Raw genomic sequence first — 16,339 nt, forward strand, 5'->3', positions numbered from 1 at the left:
CGCGACCAAACGTTACACGCTGCTTCACGCGCACATGCAAAAAGGGCGATCATTTCTGATCGCCCTTTTCGGATTTGGTAGGCACAATTGGACTCGAACCAACGACCCCCACCATGTCAAGGTGGTGCTCTAACCAACTGAGCTATGTGCCTGTCGTGTGGTGCGCATATTAGTGATCGAATACACACCTGTAAAGCTTTTTTTTGAGAAAAATCAAAAACTTTCGAAGGTAAGCGCTTCGCGCCCCTGCAACGGTTTGCTGCACCCGAAACCGGGCAATGAAAAAAGGGGTGACCCCTGCGGATCACCCCTTCTTCGATTTGGTAGGCACAATTGGACTCGAACCAACGACCCCCACCATGTCAAGGTGGTGCTCTAACCAACTGAGCTATGTGCCTGTCGTGTGGTGCGCATTCTACGCATTCCTAAAACCCTGTCAACACTTTTTTTCGCGCTAAGCTACTGAATCTTAAACTCTTTATAGATAGATGGGCTGGCAGGTAGCCCGTAAAGGATTTTCATCAGACGACTAGCGGGTGTTTATTATTATTGATAGCATCGGTACATTCGTTAAAAATATAAAACACGAGGTTCCTGCAGCATGGCTAACACCCCCTACCCCCAGTCCTACTACGCCGCCTCGGCCAACCCGGTGCCGCCACGTCCGGCGCTGCAGGGTGAGGTGGAAACCGATGTGTGCATCATCGGCGCCGGCTACACCGGCCTGTCCAGCGCCCTGTTCCTGCTGGAAAACGGCTTCAAGGTAAGCATCGTCGAAGCGGCCAAGGTCGGCTTCGGCGCGTCGGGCCGCAACGGCGGCCAGATCGTCAACAGCTACAGCCGTGACATCGACGTCATCGAACGCACCGTTGGCCCCAAGCAGGCGCAACTGCTGGGCCACATGGCCTTCGAAGGCGGCCGCATCATTCGTGAGCGCGTGGCCAAGTACAACATTCAGTGCGACCTGAAAGACGGTGGCGTGTTCGCCGCCCTCACCAGCAAGCAGATGGGCCACCTGGAGTCGCAAAAGCGCCTGTGGGAACGTTTCGGCCACAACCAGCTGGAGCTGATGGACCAGAAGCGCATCCGCGAAGTGGTCGCCTGCGACAGCTATGTGGGCGGCATGCTGGACATGAGCGGCGGCCACATCCACCCGCTCAACCTGGCCTTGGGCGAAGCCGCTGCGGTCGAGTCGCTGGGCGGCATCATCTATGAGCAAACCCCGGCGGTGCGCATCGAACGTGGTGCCAACCCGGTCGTACACACGCCACAAGGTAAAGTACGCGCCAAGTTCATCATCGTCGCCGGCAACGCCTACCTGGGCAACCTGGTACCGGAACTGGCCGCCAAGTCCATGCCATGCGGTACCCAGGTGATCACCACCGAGCCTCTGGGCGAAGAACTGGCACGTACCCTGCTGCCGCAGGACTACTGCGTCGAAGACTGCAACTACCTGCTCGACTACTACCGCCTCACCAGCGACAAGCGCCTGATCTTCGGCGGCGGCGTGGTGTACGGCGCGCGTGACCCGGCCAACATCGAGGCGATCATTCGTCCGAAGATGCTCAAGGCCTTCCCGCAGCTGAAAAATGTGAAGATCGATTACGCCTGGACCGGTAACTTCCTGCTGACCCTGTCGCGCCTGCCGCAGGTTGGCCGTATCGGTGACAACATCTACTACTCCCAGGGTTGCTCGGGCCATGGCGTAACCTACACCCACCTGGCAGGCAAGGTGCTGGCCGAGGCCCTGCGTGGCCAGGCTGAGCGTTTCGACGCCTTCGCCGGCCTGCCGCACTACCCGTTCCCGGGTGGCCAGATGCTGCGCGTGCCGTTCAGCGCCCTCGGTGCCTGGTACTACAGCCTGCGCGATCGTCTGGGCTTCTGATGTAGCCGGGACTGGCCTCTTCGCGGGTTTACCCGCGAAAGGGCCGGTACAGGCAAAACTATTTGTTCAAGCTATTGACGGCCTGCTTCGCCGCAATCTCCTGCCCCGCCCGCGCCAGTTCATCCGCAGCCTGCAGCCAGCGCTGCCGATCCACCTGGGCCGGCAGCTGCCGTGGCGGCTGTACCAGTACCGCCCAACTCCCCTGCTTCGCCCACGCCGAGGCAAAGTCATCGAACGCCATCACCTGCCGCCGGTGCATGCCCGAGCGCAACAGCACCCGTTGCTTATAACGGTCATAGCCGATCAGCACCGCATAACGCGGCTCGCCCCACCACGCCGAACCGTCCTCATAACGCAGCAGTACCGGGTTGCCAGCCGCCACCTGGGCCAGTAGCGCGTCCAGCTGCTTGTCCAGCGGGTACACCATCATGCCGTAGTCCCGCGCCACGCGAGGAATGCCGGTGTCCAGCGCTTCGGCGCCCTGAGGCAGGTTCAACGGCTTGTCCAGCAGCCCCGGGGTGATGGGCGCGCCCTGCTGCGACAACACGGCGGCCAGGGCCATGGCGCCACTGTGGTTGGCGTTGCCACGGTAGAACGGCACGCTGCTGATCTCGACACGCTGCGGCAGGCCCTTGAGGTTGGCGGGTGGCGCACTGGCACAGCCGGCCAGGCTGGCCGCAATCAGGCAGGCAGCCAGCAGCCGACGTGGGACGGTTTTGAAGGAATGTTGCTGCATGGGCGCTCGCTTGTTTCAACGCCAGGCAGGCAGCGCCCGGCTCTGGCCAACGATCATAGGTCCCACAGCGGCGCGGGTATAGTCCGACAGCGGCTTAGAGCGAATCGGACCCAGAGATAGACCTTTGTTCGATGGAACGTCACAGGCGAAGGGCTAGACTAAAGCAGTGTCTGGAAGGCAAGCGCTGGCTGACCGTGCGCTGCCCTTGGAGATGGAGGCACAGATGAGCCTGACCATGGCAATCCTCATGCTGGTGGGCATGTGGCTGAGCGTCGCAGCCGCCATGCTGTGGGGTGTACTGCGTATCGTGCGGCGTCATTCCCACCACCACCTGCCACCGCAGGCCCCCGCCAAGCCGCTGCCTGTGCGCCGGGCGCGGCGGCATGCCGGGGTGCACTAAGCGTTCAGAAACCGCAAACGGGGCGCATGGCGCCCCGTATGTTTATCAACCTTCAGCCGCCTCACGCTTCAATCGCGCCCTGCGAGCCAGGATGTTGAGGATCTCGATCGCGGTCGAGAACGCCATGGCCGCATACACATACCCCTTCGGCACATGGGCACCAAAGCCTTCGGCGATCAATGTCATGCCGATCATGATCAGGAAGCCCAGGGCCAGCATGACCACCGTCGGGTTGTCATTGATGAAGTTGGCCAGCGGGTCGGCGGCCACCATCATCACGATTACAGCCGTGATAACGGCAATGATCATGATCGGCAAGTGCTCGGTCATGCCCACGGCGGTGATGATGCTGTCCACCGAAAAGACGATGTCCAGCAGCAAAATCTGGAAGATCGCCGCCGCAAAGCCCAGGGTAACCGTCGACGACACCTTGGCTTCTTCCTTGGCGCCGTGCGGGTCGACGTTTTCGTGTATCTCCTTGGTCGCCTTCCACAGCAGGAACAGGCCACCGGCAATCAGGATCACGTCCTTCCATGAGAAGGCGTTGCCGAACACTTCAAACACCGGGTCGGTCAGCTGAACGATCCAGGCCACCGTGCTGAGCAAGGCCAGGCGCATGACCAAGGCCATGCTGATACCAATGCGTCGCGCCTTGGAACGGTATTCCACCGGCAGCTTGTTGGTCAGGATGGAAATGAAGATCAGGTTGTCGATGCCCAGTACAACTTCCATGGCCACCAGCGTAGCCAGGGCAACCCAGGCGGTAGGGCTAGCGGCGAGTTCCAGCAAGTATTCCATTGTTCAAATCCTGCAGCGGCGGTTGGGGGTCAGATTTCCTGAGTGTCTTTTTTCTTGTCGGCATCTTCAGGCGTGTGGCCTCCCTTGCCGATGGCCTCACTCAAGGCCTGCTGGGCGGCTTTGTTGGTGTCGTCGATCGCCTGCTTGGCCGACTGCGCCGCCTGGTCGAGCATTTGCTGGGCGGATTTCTCGGCCTGGTCGCAACCCGCAAGCGTGAACAGGGCCAACGCCAGCACCAACGGGGTGCCAATGGATTTGAGTTGTAGCATGGTGTCCTCGCATGAAATATCCCGGCGGCGCATGGCGCCTGATGCCGTGCATTCTAGAGACGCCAATAGTTCAGGAAAATTCGTATTTTCATGGCGTATACTTCGGTTTTTACGAATCGGGGCGACCGACGGTGCTCAACTATCGCCAACTGCATTACTTCTGGGCCGTGGCCAAGACGGGCAGCATCACCCGCGCCAGCGAACAGCTCAACCTCACACCACAAACCATCAGCGGGCAGATCAGCCTGTTCGAGCAAACCTATGGCCTGGAGCTGTTCCAGCGTGCAGGCCGGCAGCTGGAGCTGACCGAGACAGGCCGCCAGGCGCTGGTCTATGCCGAGCAGATGTTCCAGCTCGGCGGTGAGCTGGAAGCCATGCTGCGCGCCGGCCCGCAAGAGCAGATCCTGTTTCGCGTGGGGGTGGCCGACGTGGTGCCCAAATCCATCGTCTACCGCCTGCTGGCACCGACCATGGAGCTGGATGAGGTGCTGCGCATCAACTGCCGCGAAGACAAACTCGAGCGGTTGCTGGCAGACCTGGCCATCCAGCGCCTGGACCTGGTGATTTCCGACAGCCCCATGCCCAGCCACCTGGACATCAAAGGCTACAGCCAGAAGCTGGGCGAATGCGGGCTGAGCTTCTTCGCCACCCCAACGCTGGCACAACGGCTGGACGGCCCCTTCCCGGCTTGCCTGCAGGATGCACCGCTGCTCGTTCCCGGCCAGGAGACCGTGGTGCGCAGCCGCCTGCTGCGCTGGCTAGGCGAGCAACAGGTGCAGCCACGGATCGTGGGCGAGTTCGATGACAGTGCCTTGATGCAGGCGTTCGGGCAGTCAGGCAGCGGCATTTTCGTCGCCCCCAGCGTGATTACCGACGAAGTGTGCCGCCAGTATGGCGTGGAACTGATCGGGCAGACCGAGGCCGTGCATGAGTCGTTCTATGCCATTTCGGTGGAACGCAAGGTCAAGCACCCGGGGATCGTGGCAATTACTGAAGGCGCACGGCGAGAGTTGTTTCATTGGTGACGTTGGCCCCTGCGACGACACAGCCGAGGCTGCGCCGCCGCGCTCTGTGCTAAAGTCGCGCCCTTTCACAATAATGAGATTGTGCTGCACATGTCCCCTGTACTTCGCCTACTCAACCGAACCAGCCTGGTGACGCAGATCGTCATTGGCCTGCTTGCCGGTATTGCCTTGGCCCTTCTGGCGCCCGCCATCGCCCGCGACCTGGCCTTCCTCGGCAAGGTGTTCGTCAGCGCATTGAAGGCGGTGGCGCCCGTACTGGTGTTCATCCTCGTCATGGCCTCGATCGCCAACCATCGCCACGGCCAGGAAACCCATATTCGGCCGATCCTATGGCTGTACCTGCTGGGCACCTTCGCCGCGGCAGTGGTAGCCGTGGTCGCCAGCATGCTGTTCCCGTCCCACCTGGCGCTCAGTACTGGCGAGGCCACGTTGAGCGCACCGGGCGGTATCGCTGAAGTGATGCAAAACTTGCTGTTGAGCGCGGTCGACAACCCGGTCAACGCCCTGCTCAACGCCAACTTCATCGGCATACTCACCTGGGCCATCGGCCTTGGCGTGGCCCTGCGTCATGCCGGTGAACCCACCCGCACCGTGGTCGAAGACCTGTCCAACGGCGTCACGCTGATCGTGCGGGTTGTCATCCGTTTCGCCCCGCTGGGCATTTTCGGCCTGGTCAGTTCCACTCTGGCGCAATCTGGCCTGGACGCCCTGTTCGGCTACCTGCACCTGCTCGCGGTGCTGATTGGCTGCATGCTGTTCGTGGCACTGATCATGAACCCGCTGATCGTGTTCTGGAAAATCCGCCGCAACCCCTACCCACTCACCCTGCTGTGCCTGCGCGAAAGCGGCATTACCGCGTTCTTCACCCGCAGTTCGGCGGCCAACATCCCGGTCAACCTGGCCCTGTCGGAGCGCCTTGGCCTGCACGAAGACACCTACTCGGTGTCGATCCCGCTGGGTGCCACCATCAACATGGCCGGTGCGGCCATCACCATTACCGTGCTGACGCTGGCGGCGGTGCATACCTTGGGCATTCCCGTGGACCTGCCAACGGCCGTACTGCTAAGCGTAGTGGCAGCCGTTTGCGCCTGCGGTGCCTCGGGCGTGGCCGGGGGCTCGCTGCTGTTGATTCCGCTGGCGTGCAGCCTGTTTGGCATCCCCAGTGAAATTGCCATGCAAGTGGTAGCAGTGGGCTTCATTATCGGTGTGCTGCAGGATTCGGCCGAAACGGCGCTGAATTCTTCGACCGATGTGCTGTTCACGGCAGCGGCGTGCCAAGCCGAAGAACGACGCAACGCTTGACCTTATTGGGGCCGCATCGCGGCCCCAATTGCCTTACGCGGTGGCTTTACCTACCCTAGTGGCCTTTCCCCAGCCATTGAGACAGGGCCATGTCAGAACACGAAACCGCAGGTGAAGGCCGCTTCAACAGCATCGAGATCCGCGTTCTCGGCTCGCTGATCGAAAAGCAGGCCACCAGCCCGGAAAGCTACCCGCTGACCCTCAATGCCCTGGTCCTGGCCTGTAACCAGAAGACCAGCCGCGAGCCGGTGATGAACCTTACCCAAGGCCAGATCGGCCAAGCCCTGCGTTCCCTCGAAGGGCAAGGCATGACCCGCCTGCAGATGGGCAGCCGTGCCGATCGCTGGGAACAGCGGGTAGACAAGGCCCTGGAGCTGGTACCGGCCCAACTGGTGCTGATGGGCCTGATGTTCCTGCGCGGCCCGCAAACCCTCAACGAACTGCTGACCCGCAGTAACCGCCTGCACGACTTCGACGACACCGAGCAGATCCAGCACCAGCTGGAACGTCTGATATCGCGGGATCTGGCCTTGCACCTGCCGCGCCAGGCCGGCCAGCGTGAAGACCGCTACACCCATGCGTTGGGCGACCCGGCGGAAATCGAGGCGATCCTCGCTGCACGTCAGCAGGAAGGTGGCGCGCGCAGCGGTGGCGGCAGTGTGTCGGAAGAACGGATCGAAGCCCTGGAAGCCCGCATCGCGGCGCTGGAGGCACGCCTGGCCGAGCTGGAAGGCTGAGCCGTCACGGCTCCGGGTCGGGGAAGTTGCGGCAGCTCTTGCGCTCGGCCAGCTCCCGGTCACTGGGGCGCTGGTCGACGAACACGGTGTGGCCGTCGGCATAGATTTCCAGGTAACCCCAGTGCAGGTCTTGCTCTTTCTGCCCGGGCTTTGGAGGGACTAACCACCAGGGTTCGCGGCTGATCAGGGTCATGGTGGGTTTCCTGAGGGGGTCTTCAGTCATCATAGACACCCTTGAACCTCATAGGCCCTATCGCCGGCAAGCCAGCTCCCTCAGGCGTACCACAGTTTCGGAATCTGTGATTACCCTGTGAGAGCTGGCTTGCCGGCGATAGGGCCGGTACAGGCTTACGCCGGCGCCGAGGTCCGGATCAGGTGGTCGAAGGCTGCCAGCGAGGCCTTGGCCCCCTCGCCCACCGCAATCACGATCTGCTTGTACGGCACGGTCGTTACGTCACCGGCCGCAAACACACCCGGGATGCTGGTCTGACCCTTGGCATCGACGATGATCTCACCTCGCGGCGACAGCTCGACGGTGCCTTTCAGCCAGTCGGTGTTCGGCAGCAGGCCGATCTGCACGAAGATGCCTTCCAGCGCCACCTCATGCTGCTCGTCGGTGGTGCGGTCCTTGTAACGCAGGCCGGTCACTTTCTCACCATTGCCCAACACTTCGGTGGTCAGCGCACTGGTGATCACTTTCACGTTCGGCAAACTGTGCAGTTTGCGCTGCAACACCGCATCAGCCCGCAGTTGGCTGTCGAACTCGATCAGCGTCACCTGGGCGACGATACCGGCCAGGTCGATGGCCGCTTCCACGCCCGAGTTGCCACCACCGATCACCGCTACGCGCTTGCCCTTGAACAGCGGGCCATCACAGTGCGGGCAGTAGGCGACACCACGGGCACGGTACTCCTGCTCGCCCGGCACATTCATTTCGCGCCAGCGGGCGCCGGTGGCCAGGATCACGGTCTTGGCCTTGAGCGAGGCGCCGCCGGCCAGGCGTACTTCATGCAGGCCACCATCGGTGGCCGGAATCAGTGCTTCGCCGCGCTGCAGGTTCATGATGTCCACGTCGTACTGCTTGACGTGCTCTTCCAGCGCCGTGGCCAACTTCGGCCCTTCGGTTTCCTGCACCGAGATGAAGTTCTCGATGGCCAGGGTATCGAGCACCTGGCCGCCAAAACGCTCGGCGGCGACGCCGGTGCGGATGCCTTTACGTGCGGCGTAAATAGCCGCTGCCGCGCCGGCTGGCCCACCGCCGACCACCAGCACATCAAAGGCGTCCTTGGCGTTGATCTTCTCGGCCTGGCGAGCACCGGCGTTGGTGTCGATCTTGCCGAGGATTTCTTCCAGGCCCATACGGCCCTGGCCAAACACTTCACCGTTCAGGTAGATGCTCGGCACCGCCATGATCTTGCGCGCTTCCACTTCTGCCTGGAACAGCGCACCGTCGATGGCCACATGGCGCACATTGGGGTTGAGCACCGCCATCAGGTTAAGCGCCTGAACCACATCCGGGCAGTTCTGGCACGACAGCGAGAAGTAGGTTTCGAAGGTGAACTCGCCTTCCAGCGCCTGGATCTGCTCGATCACTTCGGCACTCGCCTTGGACGGGTGGCCGCCGACTTGCAGCAGCGCCAGCACCAGCGAGGTGAATTCGTGGCCCATGGGGATGCCGGCAAAGCGCAGGCTGATCTCGCCATTGGGGCGATTGAGCGAGAACGATGGACGACGGGCGTCATCACCATCCGCGCGCAGGGTAATCAAGGTTGACAGGCTGGCAATTTCCACCAGCAGGTCATGCAATTCGCGGGACTTCGCGCCGTCGTCGAGGGAGGCAACGATCTCGATCGGCTGGGTGACCCGCTCCAGGTAGGTTTTCAGTTGCGATTTAAGCGTGGCGTCCAACATACGGGCGATTCCTTTTTTCAAAACTCGGATACAAAAACGCCCAGGCGACGTCGCCCGGGCGCTTTTACGGGGCGGTGACTACTTCAGCTTTGGCGGCTGGCTACCGCCCACGACATGCACATGGCCTTAGATCTTGCCGACCAGGTCCAGCGACGGTGCCAGGGTGGCTTCGCCTTCTTTCCACTTGGCTGGGCACACTTCGCCTGGGTGGGCGGCAACGTACTGGGCAGCCTTCACTTTACGCAGCAGTTCGGCAGCATCGCGGCCTACACCACCGTCGTTCAGTTCGACGATCTTGATCTGGCCTTCCGGGTTGATCACGAAGGTACCGCGATCGGCCAGGCCGGCTTCTTCGATCAGCACGTCGAAGTTGCGCGAGATGACGTGGGTCGGGTCACCGATCAGCGGGTATTCGATCTTGCCGATGGTGTCCGAGGTGTCGTGCCAGGCTTTGTGGGTGAAGTGGGTGTCGGTGGACACACCGTAGATTTCCACGCCCAGCTTCTGGAACTCGGCGTAGTTGTCAGCAAGGTCACCCAGCTCGGTCGGGCATACGAAGGTGAAGTCGGCCGGGTAGAAGAACACGACAGACCACTTGCCTTTCAGGTCGGCTTCGCTGACCTGAACGAACTCGCCTTTGTGGTAGGCAGTGGCGTTGAACGGTTTGACCTGGCTGTTGATGATTGGCATGAGAGACGCTCCTTCATGGGGTTGGAATCAGTTGATGGATAGAATCCTAACTAATCATCCCGCTGAAGGCTCATTGGCAAAGCTCATGCTTGCGATTGGTTTTGGCTATAACCGAGGTTTATTAATAGAAGGGAATCGGCTGAGCAAAGGATTGCGCGGCGCGCATGGGCCTCATTGCCGGCAAGCCGGCAATGAGGCCGGTAGCATCAGCGGGTAACGGTGCGCATGGTCACGAACTCTTCAGCCGCCGTCGGGTGCACGCCGATGGTCTCGTCGAACTGTTGCTTGGTCGCTCCGGCCTTCAGGGCGATGCCCAGGCCCTGGATGATCTCGCCAGCGTCAGGGCCCACCATGTGGCAGCCCAGCACCTTGTCGGTGTCGGCATCGACCACCAGCTTCATCAGGGTCTTTTCCTGAATATCGGTGAGTGTCAGCTTCATGGCGCGGAAGCGGCTTTCGAAGACCTGCACCTTATGCCCGGCCTCCAGCGCCTGCTCCTCGGTCAGGCCAACCGTGCCAATCGGTGGCTGGCTGAACACGGCGGTGGGGATGTTCTGGTAGTCCACCGGGCGGTATTGCTCAGGCTTGAACAGGCGCCGCGCCACGGCCATGCCTTCGGCCAGGGCCACCGGCGTCAGCTGCACACGGCCGATCACGTCGCCAATCGCCAGGATCGACGGCGCGGTGGTCTGGTATTGCGCGTCAACGCGGATGTAGCCGCGCGCATCAAGCTCTACGCCAGTGTTCTCAAGGCCCAGGTTGTCCAGCATCGGGCGCCGGCCTGTTGCGTAGAACACACAATCTGCGACCAACTCGGAGCCGTCTTTCAACGTGGCCTTGAGGCTGCCATCTTCCAGCTTGTCGATGCGCTGGATGTCGGCGTTGAACTGCAAGTTCAGGCCGCGCTTTTCCAGCTCTTCCTTCAAGTGCGTGCGCACCGAGCCATCGAAGCCGCGCAGGAACAGGTCGCCTCGATAGAGCAGCGTGGTATCGGCCCCCAGGCCCTGGAAGATACCGGCGAACTCGACGGCGATGTAACCGCCCCCCACTACCAATACCCGTCGTGGCAGGTCTTTGAGGTAGAAGGCTTCGTTGGAGGTGATAGCCAGCTCCTTACCCGGGATGTCCGGCACCTGTGGCCAGCCACCGGTGGCGATCAGGATATGCTTGGCCGTGTAGCGCTGGCCTTCGACTTCCACTTCATTGGCGCCGGTCAGCCGCGCATGGCCCTGCAGCAGGGTCACACCGCTATTGACCAACAGGTTGCGGTAGATGCCGTTGAGGCGCTCGATCTCGCGATTTTTGTTGGCAATCAGGGTACCCCAGTCGAAATGCCCCTCTTCCAAGGTCCAGCCAAACCCTGCGGCCTGCTCGAGTTCGTCAGCGACATGGGCGCCGTACACCAGTAACTTTTTCGGTACACAGCCAACGTTGACGCAGGTACCGCCCAGGTAGCGGCTTTCGGCAACAGCCACCTTTGCGCCAAAGCCGGCGGCAAAGCGCGCCGCGCGCACACCGCCAGAACCGGCGCCAATCACAAACAGATCAAAATCGTAGGCCATGTATTCAGTCTCCTAGGCAGGCGCCCAGCATAACGCCGTTGGCCGCCGCAAACAAAAAAGCCACCCCGAAGGGTGGCTCTTGTACCAGCAGGGCTTATCAGTAAGCCTTGCCAGCCTTGTAGAAGTTCTCGAAGCAGAAGTTGGTCGCCTCGATGTAGCCCTCGGCACCACCGCAGTCGAAACGCTTGCCCTTGAACTTGTAGGCGATCACGTTGCCTTCGGCCGCTTGCTTCATCAGGGCATCGGTGATCTGGATCTCGCCGCCTTTGCCAGGTTCGGTCTGTTCGATCTTCTCGAAGATGTCCGGGGTCAGGATGTAACGGCCGATGATTGCCAGGTTCGATGGGGCATCTTCAGGCTTCGGCTTCTCGACCATGGCGTCGACACGGAAGATGCCGTCCTTGATCTCTTCACCGGCGATGACGCCGTACTTGTTGGTTTCCTGCGGATCGACTTCCTGGATGGCGACGATCGAGCAGCGATACTTCTTGTACAGCGCAACCATTTGCGCCAGCACGCCTTCACCTTCGAGGTTGACGCACAGGTCATCCGCCAGCACCACGGCGAACGGCTCGTCGCCGATCAGCGGGCGACCGGTCAGGATGGCGTGGCCCAGGCCCTTCATTTCGGTCTGGCGGGTGTAGGAGAACGAGCACTCGTCGAGCAGGCGACGGATGCCGACCAGGTATTTTTCCTTGTCGGTGCCCTTGATCTGGTTTTCCAGCTCGTAGCTGATGTCGAAGTGATCTTCCAGCGCGCGCTTGCCGCGACCGGTCACGATGGAGATCTCGTTCAGACCAGCATCCAATGCTTCTTCAACGCCATACTGGATCAGTGGCTTGTTGACCACCGGCAGCATTTCCTTGGGCATGGCTTTGGTAGCGGGCAGGAAGCGAGTACCGTAGCCGGCTGCCGGGAACAAGCATTTCTTGATCATAAACGTCCTTACAAAAGGCTAGGCCTGTGGAATTCGGCGCAGTCTAATCAGGCGGCAGTCACCTTACAATGCCCCCTGGTATCGACCGATGCCATCATAGAGATATCCCAGTGTAGATAGTTCCGGCGGATCGTAAATATTGCGGTCATACATGACGGATGGATCAAAGCAAAATGATGTTGCCTGTACCGGCCTTTTCGCGGGTTTATCGAGGCATCGAACCGCCGCGAAGAGGCCGCCACAGGCCCCGATCAACTACCCGTGCCCTGCCCGACCAGCACCCCGTCAACCTTCTGCCCATACAGGTTCACGCCATCATTGGCATGAAACTTCACCCGCGTCTTCTCGATGGAGCCCTCCACCAGACGTGGGTCCTGAGGCCGTTCATGACGGTTGATCCACGCCGCCACGTCCCAGGCCTGCTGGTCACTGAGGCTGCCCGGTTTGCCCAGCGGCATGTTGTACTTGATGAACGACGCCGCCGTATTGATACGGTGCATGCCGGCGCCCCAGTTGTAGGAATCCTTGCCCCACAGCGGTGGCATCACGTATTCGCCCGCCACCTTCTGCCCTTCGCCGCTGTCACCATGGCAAATCGCGCATTGCTCGCGGTACACCTGCTGGCCACGCTTGAAGTCGTAGCCACCCTTGGGTTGCGGCACCTCAGGGTAACCACGCCCGGCAATCTCCACGCCGGTGGGTGCCTTGGTCGAAAGCCAGTACGAGTACACGGCCAGCGCTGTCATCTGCGGGCTGTCGGCAGCAGGCGGCTTGCCATTCATGCTGAACTGGAAACACCCCTGAATACGCTCGGCGTAGGTGTTCACCTTGTCATTCTTCTTGCGGTACGCGGGGTACATCGGGTACGCGCCCCACAACGGTGCCGAATGGGCTAACCGCCCCTGATCAAGGTGGCAGTTGCTGCAGTTCATGCCGTTGCCCACGGCCTCTGGCATCAAACGACGGGTGTCGACGAACAAAGCGTGGCCTTCACGCACCATCTTGCCAAAGGCATTGTCAGGCAACTCGCTTTCGGCGGGCGGCATGAACTGCGGCGCGACCTGCACATCGGGCACCTTCAACTGCGACTGGTCTTCCATGGCGATCGGCGCGGCTTGGGCGCTGCCCATGGCCAGCAGCAACAAGGCTGGAATCATCGGTTTCATGGCTTGACCTCCTGGCTGACGGGGTGGGCGAAGAACTCGGCAACGGCCTTGATCTCGTCATCGGTCATGGCCTTGGCCACGCCGACCATCAGCTGGTTGGGGTCATTGCTGCGGCTACCGTCGCGCCAGGCATTGAGCTGCGCCACCAGGTAACTGGCGGGCTGGCCGGCCAAGGGCGGGAAGTGCTCGCCAACCCCGCCACCACCGGGGCCGTGACACTGCACGCAGCCGGGAATCTGCCGGCTCCAGTCCCCGTAGAGGGCCATGCGAGTGGTAGGGTCATCGGCAATCTGCTGGCGGCGCAGGTCGCCAACGGGGTCTGCCGGCAGGCTGGCCAGGTACAGGCTGACCGCCTTGATTTCATCGTCGCTCAGGGCCTTGGCCAACGGCTCCATCACCGGCTGCTTGCGGCTGCCGTTGCGCCAGTCATGCAATTGCTTGCTGAGGTAACCGGCCGGTAGCCCCGCCAAACGAGGGAAGCCGGCAGCAGCAATACCCTTGCCGTCCGGGCCATGGCAGCCGAGGCAGGCCATGGCGGCGGGGTTGGCCCCACCCTGGGTGAAGATTTTATGGCCATCGGCGGCATGCGCCACCGGCCAGGCCAGGATCAGCAGGCTGCCGATCACGACGCGTCTCAACGGTGTCATCACGAAACTCCTTTTCTTTTGTTATATGTTTAGGCCTAAAACATATAAGCAAAGAACGGAAGGTCCGTTGCCTCAGATCAATGTCCGGAGATGCACTGGGTGGCGGCGGTGCGCACATCGCCCAGGCGCAGGGGGAAGTTGTTCAGCCGTTCGCGCAGCTTGATGCTGCTACCGCTGCCACGCTTGTCGATATCCACAAGCGCTGCCGGCCCGGCACCCGACGTGAGCTTTTGCGGCACGATCAGCCGCAGGCCGTCACCGCGCTGCTCTTCAGTCAGCGGGTCGCGGGTATCGGCCAGCTTCTGCTTGACACAGTCGGCATATTCACGCGGGCTCTTGCCAGAAATCACATCCAGCGTTTCGCGTGATTGCTCCAGCTCCGTAACGCTCACGCAGCCACCGAGCGTCACCGCTAACGCGGCCACCATCCACTTCATTTGCAACACCTCTGCCTTCAAGAGTTGGGTTCGACCACAGCCGGGCGGTTTTGCTCCCTGCTTTGGCAGAATTATCTGCGCCGGGTGAACAGCGCGGCAGTGTAACGGCACATCGTGGTATCTTTTGCCTTTGCAGATCCAAACCTTGCGGAGCATCACATGAAATTCGTACACCAGCGCGAGCACCTGAACGAGGACGACATCGTCGTCATCGAGTGCTCCCAGCGCTGCAATATCCGCCTGATGAACGACGCCAACTTCCGCAGCTTCAAGAATGGCGGCCGTCACACTTACCACGGCGGCCATTTCGAGAAGTTCCCGGCGAAAATCACCGTACCCAGCACGGGCTTCTGGAACATCACCATCGATACCGTCACCACCCGCCCGATCTCGGTCACCCGCAAGCCGACCCTGACCCACAAGATCAAGATCATCCGTCGTTCGTCGTCGAAACTCAGGTAAGGCCCCCCATGACCCAGACCATCAAGTACGTCATCAAATACAAGCTCGACGGCCAGCGCCGCTGGGACTTCGCACTCATGCCAGATGCCTCTCAGGAACAAGCCCTGGAAGCCCTGCGCAAGATCCACGGCGAAGACGCCGAGAAGATCAGCGACATCCAGGTCAGCAAGGCCTTGTAAAACCCGCTTCAAGCCCCTGTAGCGCCGCCCGCCCCGCACATGGAGAACCGCATGAGCCACTGGCCCGACCGCCGAATCCTCGACCTGCTGGGCATCGAACTGCCCATTCTCCAGGCCCCCATGGCCGGCGCGACAGGCTCGCCCATGGCCATCGCCGTGGGCCTGGCAGGCGGGCTGGGCGCCCTGCCCTGCGCCATGCTTACCGGCGAACAGATACGCGCGGAAATCGCCGCATTCCGCGCCGGTTGCCCGGGCCGCCCGCTGAACCTGAACTTTTTCTGCCACCAGCCGCCCGCGCCCGACAGCGCGCGCGATGTACGCTGGAAGCAGGCCCTGGCGCCTTATTACAGCGAAACGGGGGCCGACTTTTCGGCACCCACGCCGGTGTCCAACCGTGCGCCGTTCGATGAGCAAAGCTGCCAGCTGGTCGAGCAACTGCGCCCGGAAGTGGTCAGCTTTCACTTCGGCCTGCCGCAGGCTGAACTGTTGCAACGGGTGAAGGCCAGTGGTGCCAAGGTGCTGTCCAGCGCCACCACGGTGGAAGAAGCGGTTTGGCTGGAACGCCGCGGTTGTGACGCAATCATTGCCATGGGGTACGAAGCCGGTGGCCACCGCGGCATGTTCCTTAGCGATGACATCACCAGCCAGATCGGCACCTTCGCCCTGGTGCCGCAGGCAGTGGATGCGGTCAGTGTGCCGGTCATCGCCGCTGGCGGTATCGGTGACCACCGCGGCCTGGTGGCGGCACTGGCGTTGGGCGCTTCGGCTGTCCAGATCGGAACCGCTTACCTGTTCTGCCCCGAGGCCAAGGTTTCGCCGGCTCATCGCAAGGCCCTGGACAGTGCCCCTGCCAGCGAGACCGCGTTGACCAACCTGTTTACCGGGCGCCCGGCGCGTGGCATCAACAACCGCATCATGCGTGAGCTGGGGCCGATGAGCGCGCTTGCACCGCGCTTCCCGCTGGCGGGTGGGGCATTGATGCCATTGCGGGCGATTACCGAGCCGCAGGGCAACAGTGATTTCAGCAACTTGTGGTCGGGACAGGCGCTGCGGCTAGGGCGGCACATGCCGGCCGGGGATTTGACCCGGGCGATTGCCGAAAAGGCGCTGGCCGTTGTTTGTCGTCAGGCTTCTGCTTCAGCAGGCTGACCCTCTTCCCCACAAATGGCCTATCGCTATATAGTTCAGGATATAAC

General features: G+C 61.6%; 19 protein-coding genes and 2 tRNA genes. 8 read left to right on the forward strand and 13 right to left on the reverse strand.

From position 1 onward, the window contains the following. Nucleotides 1–75: 75 nt before the first annotated feature. Nucleotides 76–152: transfer RNA gene (locus D906_RS00760), tRNA-Val, on the reverse strand. Nucleotides 153–321: 169 nt separating this feature from the next. Then, a tRNA-Val gene (locus tag D906_RS00765) sits at nucleotides 322–398 on the reverse strand. 203 nt (nucleotides 399–601) lie between these two features. Here D906_RS00765 and D906_RS00770 point away from each other — a divergent pair. Then, a complete protein-coding gene (locus tag D906_RS00770; protein WP_027615017.1) occupies nucleotides 602–1,885 on the forward strand; it encodes an FAD-binding oxidoreductase in 1,284 nt (427 codons plus the stop codon). A gap of 58 nt (nucleotides 1,886–1,943) precedes the next feature. On the opposite strand, the gene D906_RS00775 is transcribed toward D906_RS00770, so the two are convergent. Next, nucleotides 1,944–2,621, reverse strand: a complete 678-nt coding sequence (locus D906_RS00775) for a peptidase C39 family protein (protein ID WP_027615018.1) — start codon at nucleotides 2,619–2,621, stop codon at nucleotides 1,944–1,946. Between the two features lie 223 nt (nucleotides 2,622–2,844). On the opposite strand from D906_RS00775, the gene D906_RS26560 reads away from it, so the two are divergent. Continuing rightward, complete coding sequence (locus D906_RS26560; protein WP_019096843.1) at nucleotides 2,845–3,021, forward strand: hypothetical protein; 177 nt, start codon at nucleotides 2,845–2,847, stop codon at nucleotides 3,019–3,021. Nucleotides 3,022–3,066: 45 nt separating this feature from the next. On the opposite strand, the gene D906_RS00780 is transcribed toward D906_RS26560, so the two are convergent. Beyond that, entirely contained in the window at nucleotides 3,067–3,819 is a 753-nt protein-coding gene (locus D906_RS00780; protein ID WP_019096844.1) for a TerC family protein, read from the reverse strand. 29 nt (nucleotides 3,820–3,848) lie between these two features. Continuing rightward, entirely contained in the window at nucleotides 3,849–4,088 is a 240-nt protein-coding gene (locus tag D906_RS00785) for a hypothetical protein (protein WP_019096845.1), read from the reverse strand. A 131-nt stretch (nucleotides 4,089–4,219) separates the two neighbouring features. On the opposite strand from D906_RS00785, the gene nhaR reads away from it, so the two are divergent. The 3 genes from nhaR to D906_RS00800 all read left to right on the forward strand — a co-directional run bounded on the left by nhaR (nucleotide 4,220) and on the right by D906_RS00800 (nucleotide 7,152). Beyond that, nucleotides 4,220–5,113 (forward strand): transcriptional activator NhaR, encoded by an 894-nt coding sequence (nhaR, locus tag D906_RS00790; RefSeq protein ID WP_019096846.1) that lies wholly within the window; start codon nucleotides 4,220–4,222, stop codon nucleotides 5,111–5,113. A 90-nt stretch (nucleotides 5,114–5,203) separates the two neighbouring features. After that, nucleotides 5,204–6,415, forward strand: a complete 1,212-nt coding sequence (sstT, locus tag D906_RS00795) for a serine/threonine transporter SstT (protein ID WP_027615019.1) — start codon at nucleotides 5,204–5,206, stop codon at nucleotides 6,413–6,415. Nucleotides 6,416–6,504: 89 nt separating this feature from the next. Beyond that, nucleotides 6,505–7,152, forward strand: coding sequence for a YceH family protein (locus tag D906_RS00800; RefSeq protein WP_019096848.1), 648 nt, complete (start codon nucleotides 6,505–6,507; stop codon nucleotides 7,150–7,152). A gap of 4 nt (nucleotides 7,153–7,156) precedes the next feature. Here the strand turns inward: D906_RS00800 and D906_RS00805 are convergent, their stop codons facing one another. The 8 genes from D906_RS00805 to D906_RS00840 form a co-directional block, all read right to left on the reverse strand. Continuing rightward, the gene (locus D906_RS00805; RefSeq protein ID WP_016711413.1) at nucleotides 7,157–7,345 is read right to left on the reverse strand and encodes a hypothetical protein; all 189 of its coding nucleotides are present in this window, start codon (nucleotides 7,343–7,345) and stop codon (nucleotides 7,157–7,159) included. Between the two features lie 155 nt (nucleotides 7,346–7,500). Next, a complete protein-coding gene (gene ahpF, locus D906_RS00810) occupies nucleotides 7,501–9,063 on the reverse strand; it encodes an alkyl hydroperoxide reductase subunit F (RefSeq protein ID WP_025753711.1) in 1,563 nt (520 codons plus the stop codon). A 126-nt stretch (nucleotides 9,064–9,189) separates the two neighbouring features. Further along, a complete protein-coding gene (ahpC, locus tag D906_RS00815; protein ID WP_003250537.1) occupies nucleotides 9,190–9,753 on the reverse strand; it encodes an alkyl hydroperoxide reductase subunit C in 564 nt (187 codons plus the stop codon). A gap of 206 nt (nucleotides 9,754–9,959) precedes the next feature. Continuing rightward, the gene (gorA, locus tag D906_RS00820; RefSeq protein ID WP_019096538.1) at nucleotides 9,960–11,315 is read right to left on the reverse strand and encodes a glutathione-disulfide reductase; all 1,356 of its coding nucleotides are present in this window, start codon (nucleotides 11,313–11,315) and stop codon (nucleotides 9,960–9,962) included. A gap of 97 nt (nucleotides 11,316–11,412) precedes the next feature. Beyond that, entirely contained in the window at nucleotides 11,413–12,252 is an 840-nt protein-coding gene (gene galU / locus D906_RS00825) for a UTP--glucose-1-phosphate uridylyltransferase GalU (protein WP_016711416.1), read from the reverse strand. Nucleotides 12,253–12,503: 251 nt separating this feature from the next. After that, on the reverse strand, nucleotides 12,504–13,418 hold the full coding sequence (locus tag D906_RS00830) for a c-type cytochrome (protein WP_025753710.1): 915 nt from the start codon (nucleotides 13,416–13,418) through the stop codon (nucleotides 12,504–12,506). Further along, nucleotides 13,415–14,065 carry a cytochrome c gene (locus D906_RS00835; protein WP_027608852.1) on the reverse strand — a complete coding sequence of 217 codons (651 nt, stop codon included), beginning with the start codon at nucleotides 14,063–14,065 and terminating at the stop codon, nucleotides 13,415–13,417. The genes D906_RS00830 and D906_RS00835 overlap by 4 nt, the downstream gene beginning before the upstream one ends. 77 nt (nucleotides 14,066–14,142) lie before the next feature. Continuing rightward, entirely contained in the window at nucleotides 14,143–14,502 is a 360-nt protein-coding gene (locus D906_RS00840; RefSeq protein ID WP_019096535.1) for a hypothetical protein, read from the reverse strand. A gap of 159 nt (nucleotides 14,503–14,661) precedes the next feature. Here D906_RS00840 and D906_RS00845 point away from each other — a divergent pair, with 159 nt between their 5' ends. Genes D906_RS00845 through D906_RS00850 form a run of 3 tightly spaced genes read left to right on the forward strand, consistent with a single transcriptional unit; the run spans nucleotide 14,662 to nucleotide 16,292 of the window. Continuing rightward, on the forward strand, nucleotides 14,662–14,964 hold the full coding sequence (locus D906_RS00845) for a DUF1883 domain-containing protein (protein WP_003250918.1): 303 nt from the start codon (nucleotides 14,662–14,664) through the stop codon (nucleotides 14,962–14,964). A gap of 8 nt (nucleotides 14,965–14,972) precedes the next feature. Further along, a complete protein-coding gene (locus tag D906_RS26565) occupies nucleotides 14,973–15,143 on the forward strand; it encodes a hypothetical protein (RefSeq protein WP_012051910.1) in 171 nt (56 codons plus the stop codon). A gap of 51 nt (nucleotides 15,144–15,194) precedes the next feature. Then, a complete protein-coding gene (locus tag D906_RS00850) occupies nucleotides 15,195–16,292 on the forward strand; it encodes a nitronate monooxygenase family protein (protein ID WP_019096534.1) in 1,098 nt (365 codons plus the stop codon). Nucleotides 16,293–16,339 lie beyond the last annotated feature (47 nt).

It is taken from the genome of Pseudomonas sp. LAIL14HWK12:I1 (assembly GCF_003202095.1).
GTDB classification, from domain to species: Bacteria; Pseudomonadota; Gammaproteobacteria; order Pseudomonadales; family Pseudomonadaceae; genus Aquipseudomonas; species Aquipseudomonas monteilii.

Excerpts from the sequence above, each read along its gene's own strand:
- D906_RS00770 (WP_027615017.1), top strand. The coding sequence starts at position 602 with ATGGCTAACACCCCCTACCCCCAGTCCTACTACGCCGCCTCGGCCAAC.
- D906_RS00775 (WP_027615018.1), bottom strand. The coding sequence starts at position 2,621 with ATGCAGCAACATTCCTTCAAAACCGTCCCACGTCGGCTGCTGGCTGCC.
- D906_RS26560 (WP_019096843.1), top strand. The coding sequence starts at position 2,845 with ATGAGCCTGACCATGGCAATCCTCATGCTGGTGGGCATGTGGCTGAGC.
- D906_RS00780 (WP_019096844.1), bottom strand. The coding sequence starts at position 3,819 with ATGGAATACTTGCTGGAACTCGCCGCTAGCCCTACCGCCTGGGTTGCC.
- D906_RS00785 (WP_019096845.1), bottom strand. The coding sequence starts at position 4,088 with ATGCTACAACTCAAATCCATTGGCACCCCGTTGGTGCTGGCGTTGGCC.
- sstT (WP_027615019.1), top strand. The coding sequence starts at position 5,204 with ATGTCCCCTGTACTTCGCCTACTCAACCGAACCAGCCTGGTGACGCAG.
- D906_RS00800 (WP_019096848.1), top strand. The coding sequence starts at position 6,505 with ATGTCAGAACACGAAACCGCAGGTGAAGGCCGCTTCAACAGCATCGAG.
- D906_RS00805 (WP_016711413.1), bottom strand. The coding sequence starts at position 7,345 with ATGACCCTGATCAGCCGCGAACCCTGGTGGTTAGTCCCTCCAAAGCCC.
- ahpF (WP_025753711.1), bottom strand. The coding sequence starts at position 9,063 with ATGTTGGACGCCACGCTTAAATCGCAACTGAAAACCTACCTGGAGCGG.
- ahpC (WP_003250537.1), bottom strand. The coding sequence starts at position 9,753 with ATGCCAATCATCAACAGCCAGGTCAAACCGTTCAACGCCACTGCCTAC.
- gorA (WP_019096538.1), bottom strand. The coding sequence starts at position 11,315 with ATGGCCTACGATTTTGATCTGTTTGTGATTGGCGCCGGTTCTGGCGGT.
- galU (WP_016711416.1), bottom strand. The coding sequence starts at position 12,252 with ATGATCAAGAAATGCTTGTTCCCGGCAGCCGGCTACGGTACTCGCTTC.
- D906_RS00830 (WP_025753710.1), bottom strand. The coding sequence starts at position 13,418 with ATGAAACCGATGATTCCAGCCTTGTTGCTGCTGGCCATGGGCAGCGCC.
- D906_RS00835 (WP_027608852.1), bottom strand. The coding sequence starts at position 14,065 with ATGACACCGTTGAGACGCGTCGTGATCGGCAGCCTGCTGATCCTGGCC.
- D906_RS00840 (WP_019096535.1), bottom strand. The coding sequence starts at position 14,502 with ATGAAGTGGATGGTGGCCGCGTTAGCGGTGACGCTCGGTGGCTGCGTG.
- D906_RS00845 (WP_003250918.1), top strand. The coding sequence starts at position 14,662 with ATGAAATTCGTACACCAGCGCGAGCACCTGAACGAGGACGACATCGTC.
- D906_RS26565 (WP_012051910.1), top strand. The coding sequence starts at position 14,973 with ATGACCCAGACCATCAAGTACGTCATCAAATACAAGCTCGACGGCCAG.
- D906_RS00850 (WP_019096534.1), top strand. The coding sequence starts at position 15,195 with ATGAGCCACTGGCCCGACCGCCGAATCCTCGACCTGCTGGGCATCGAA.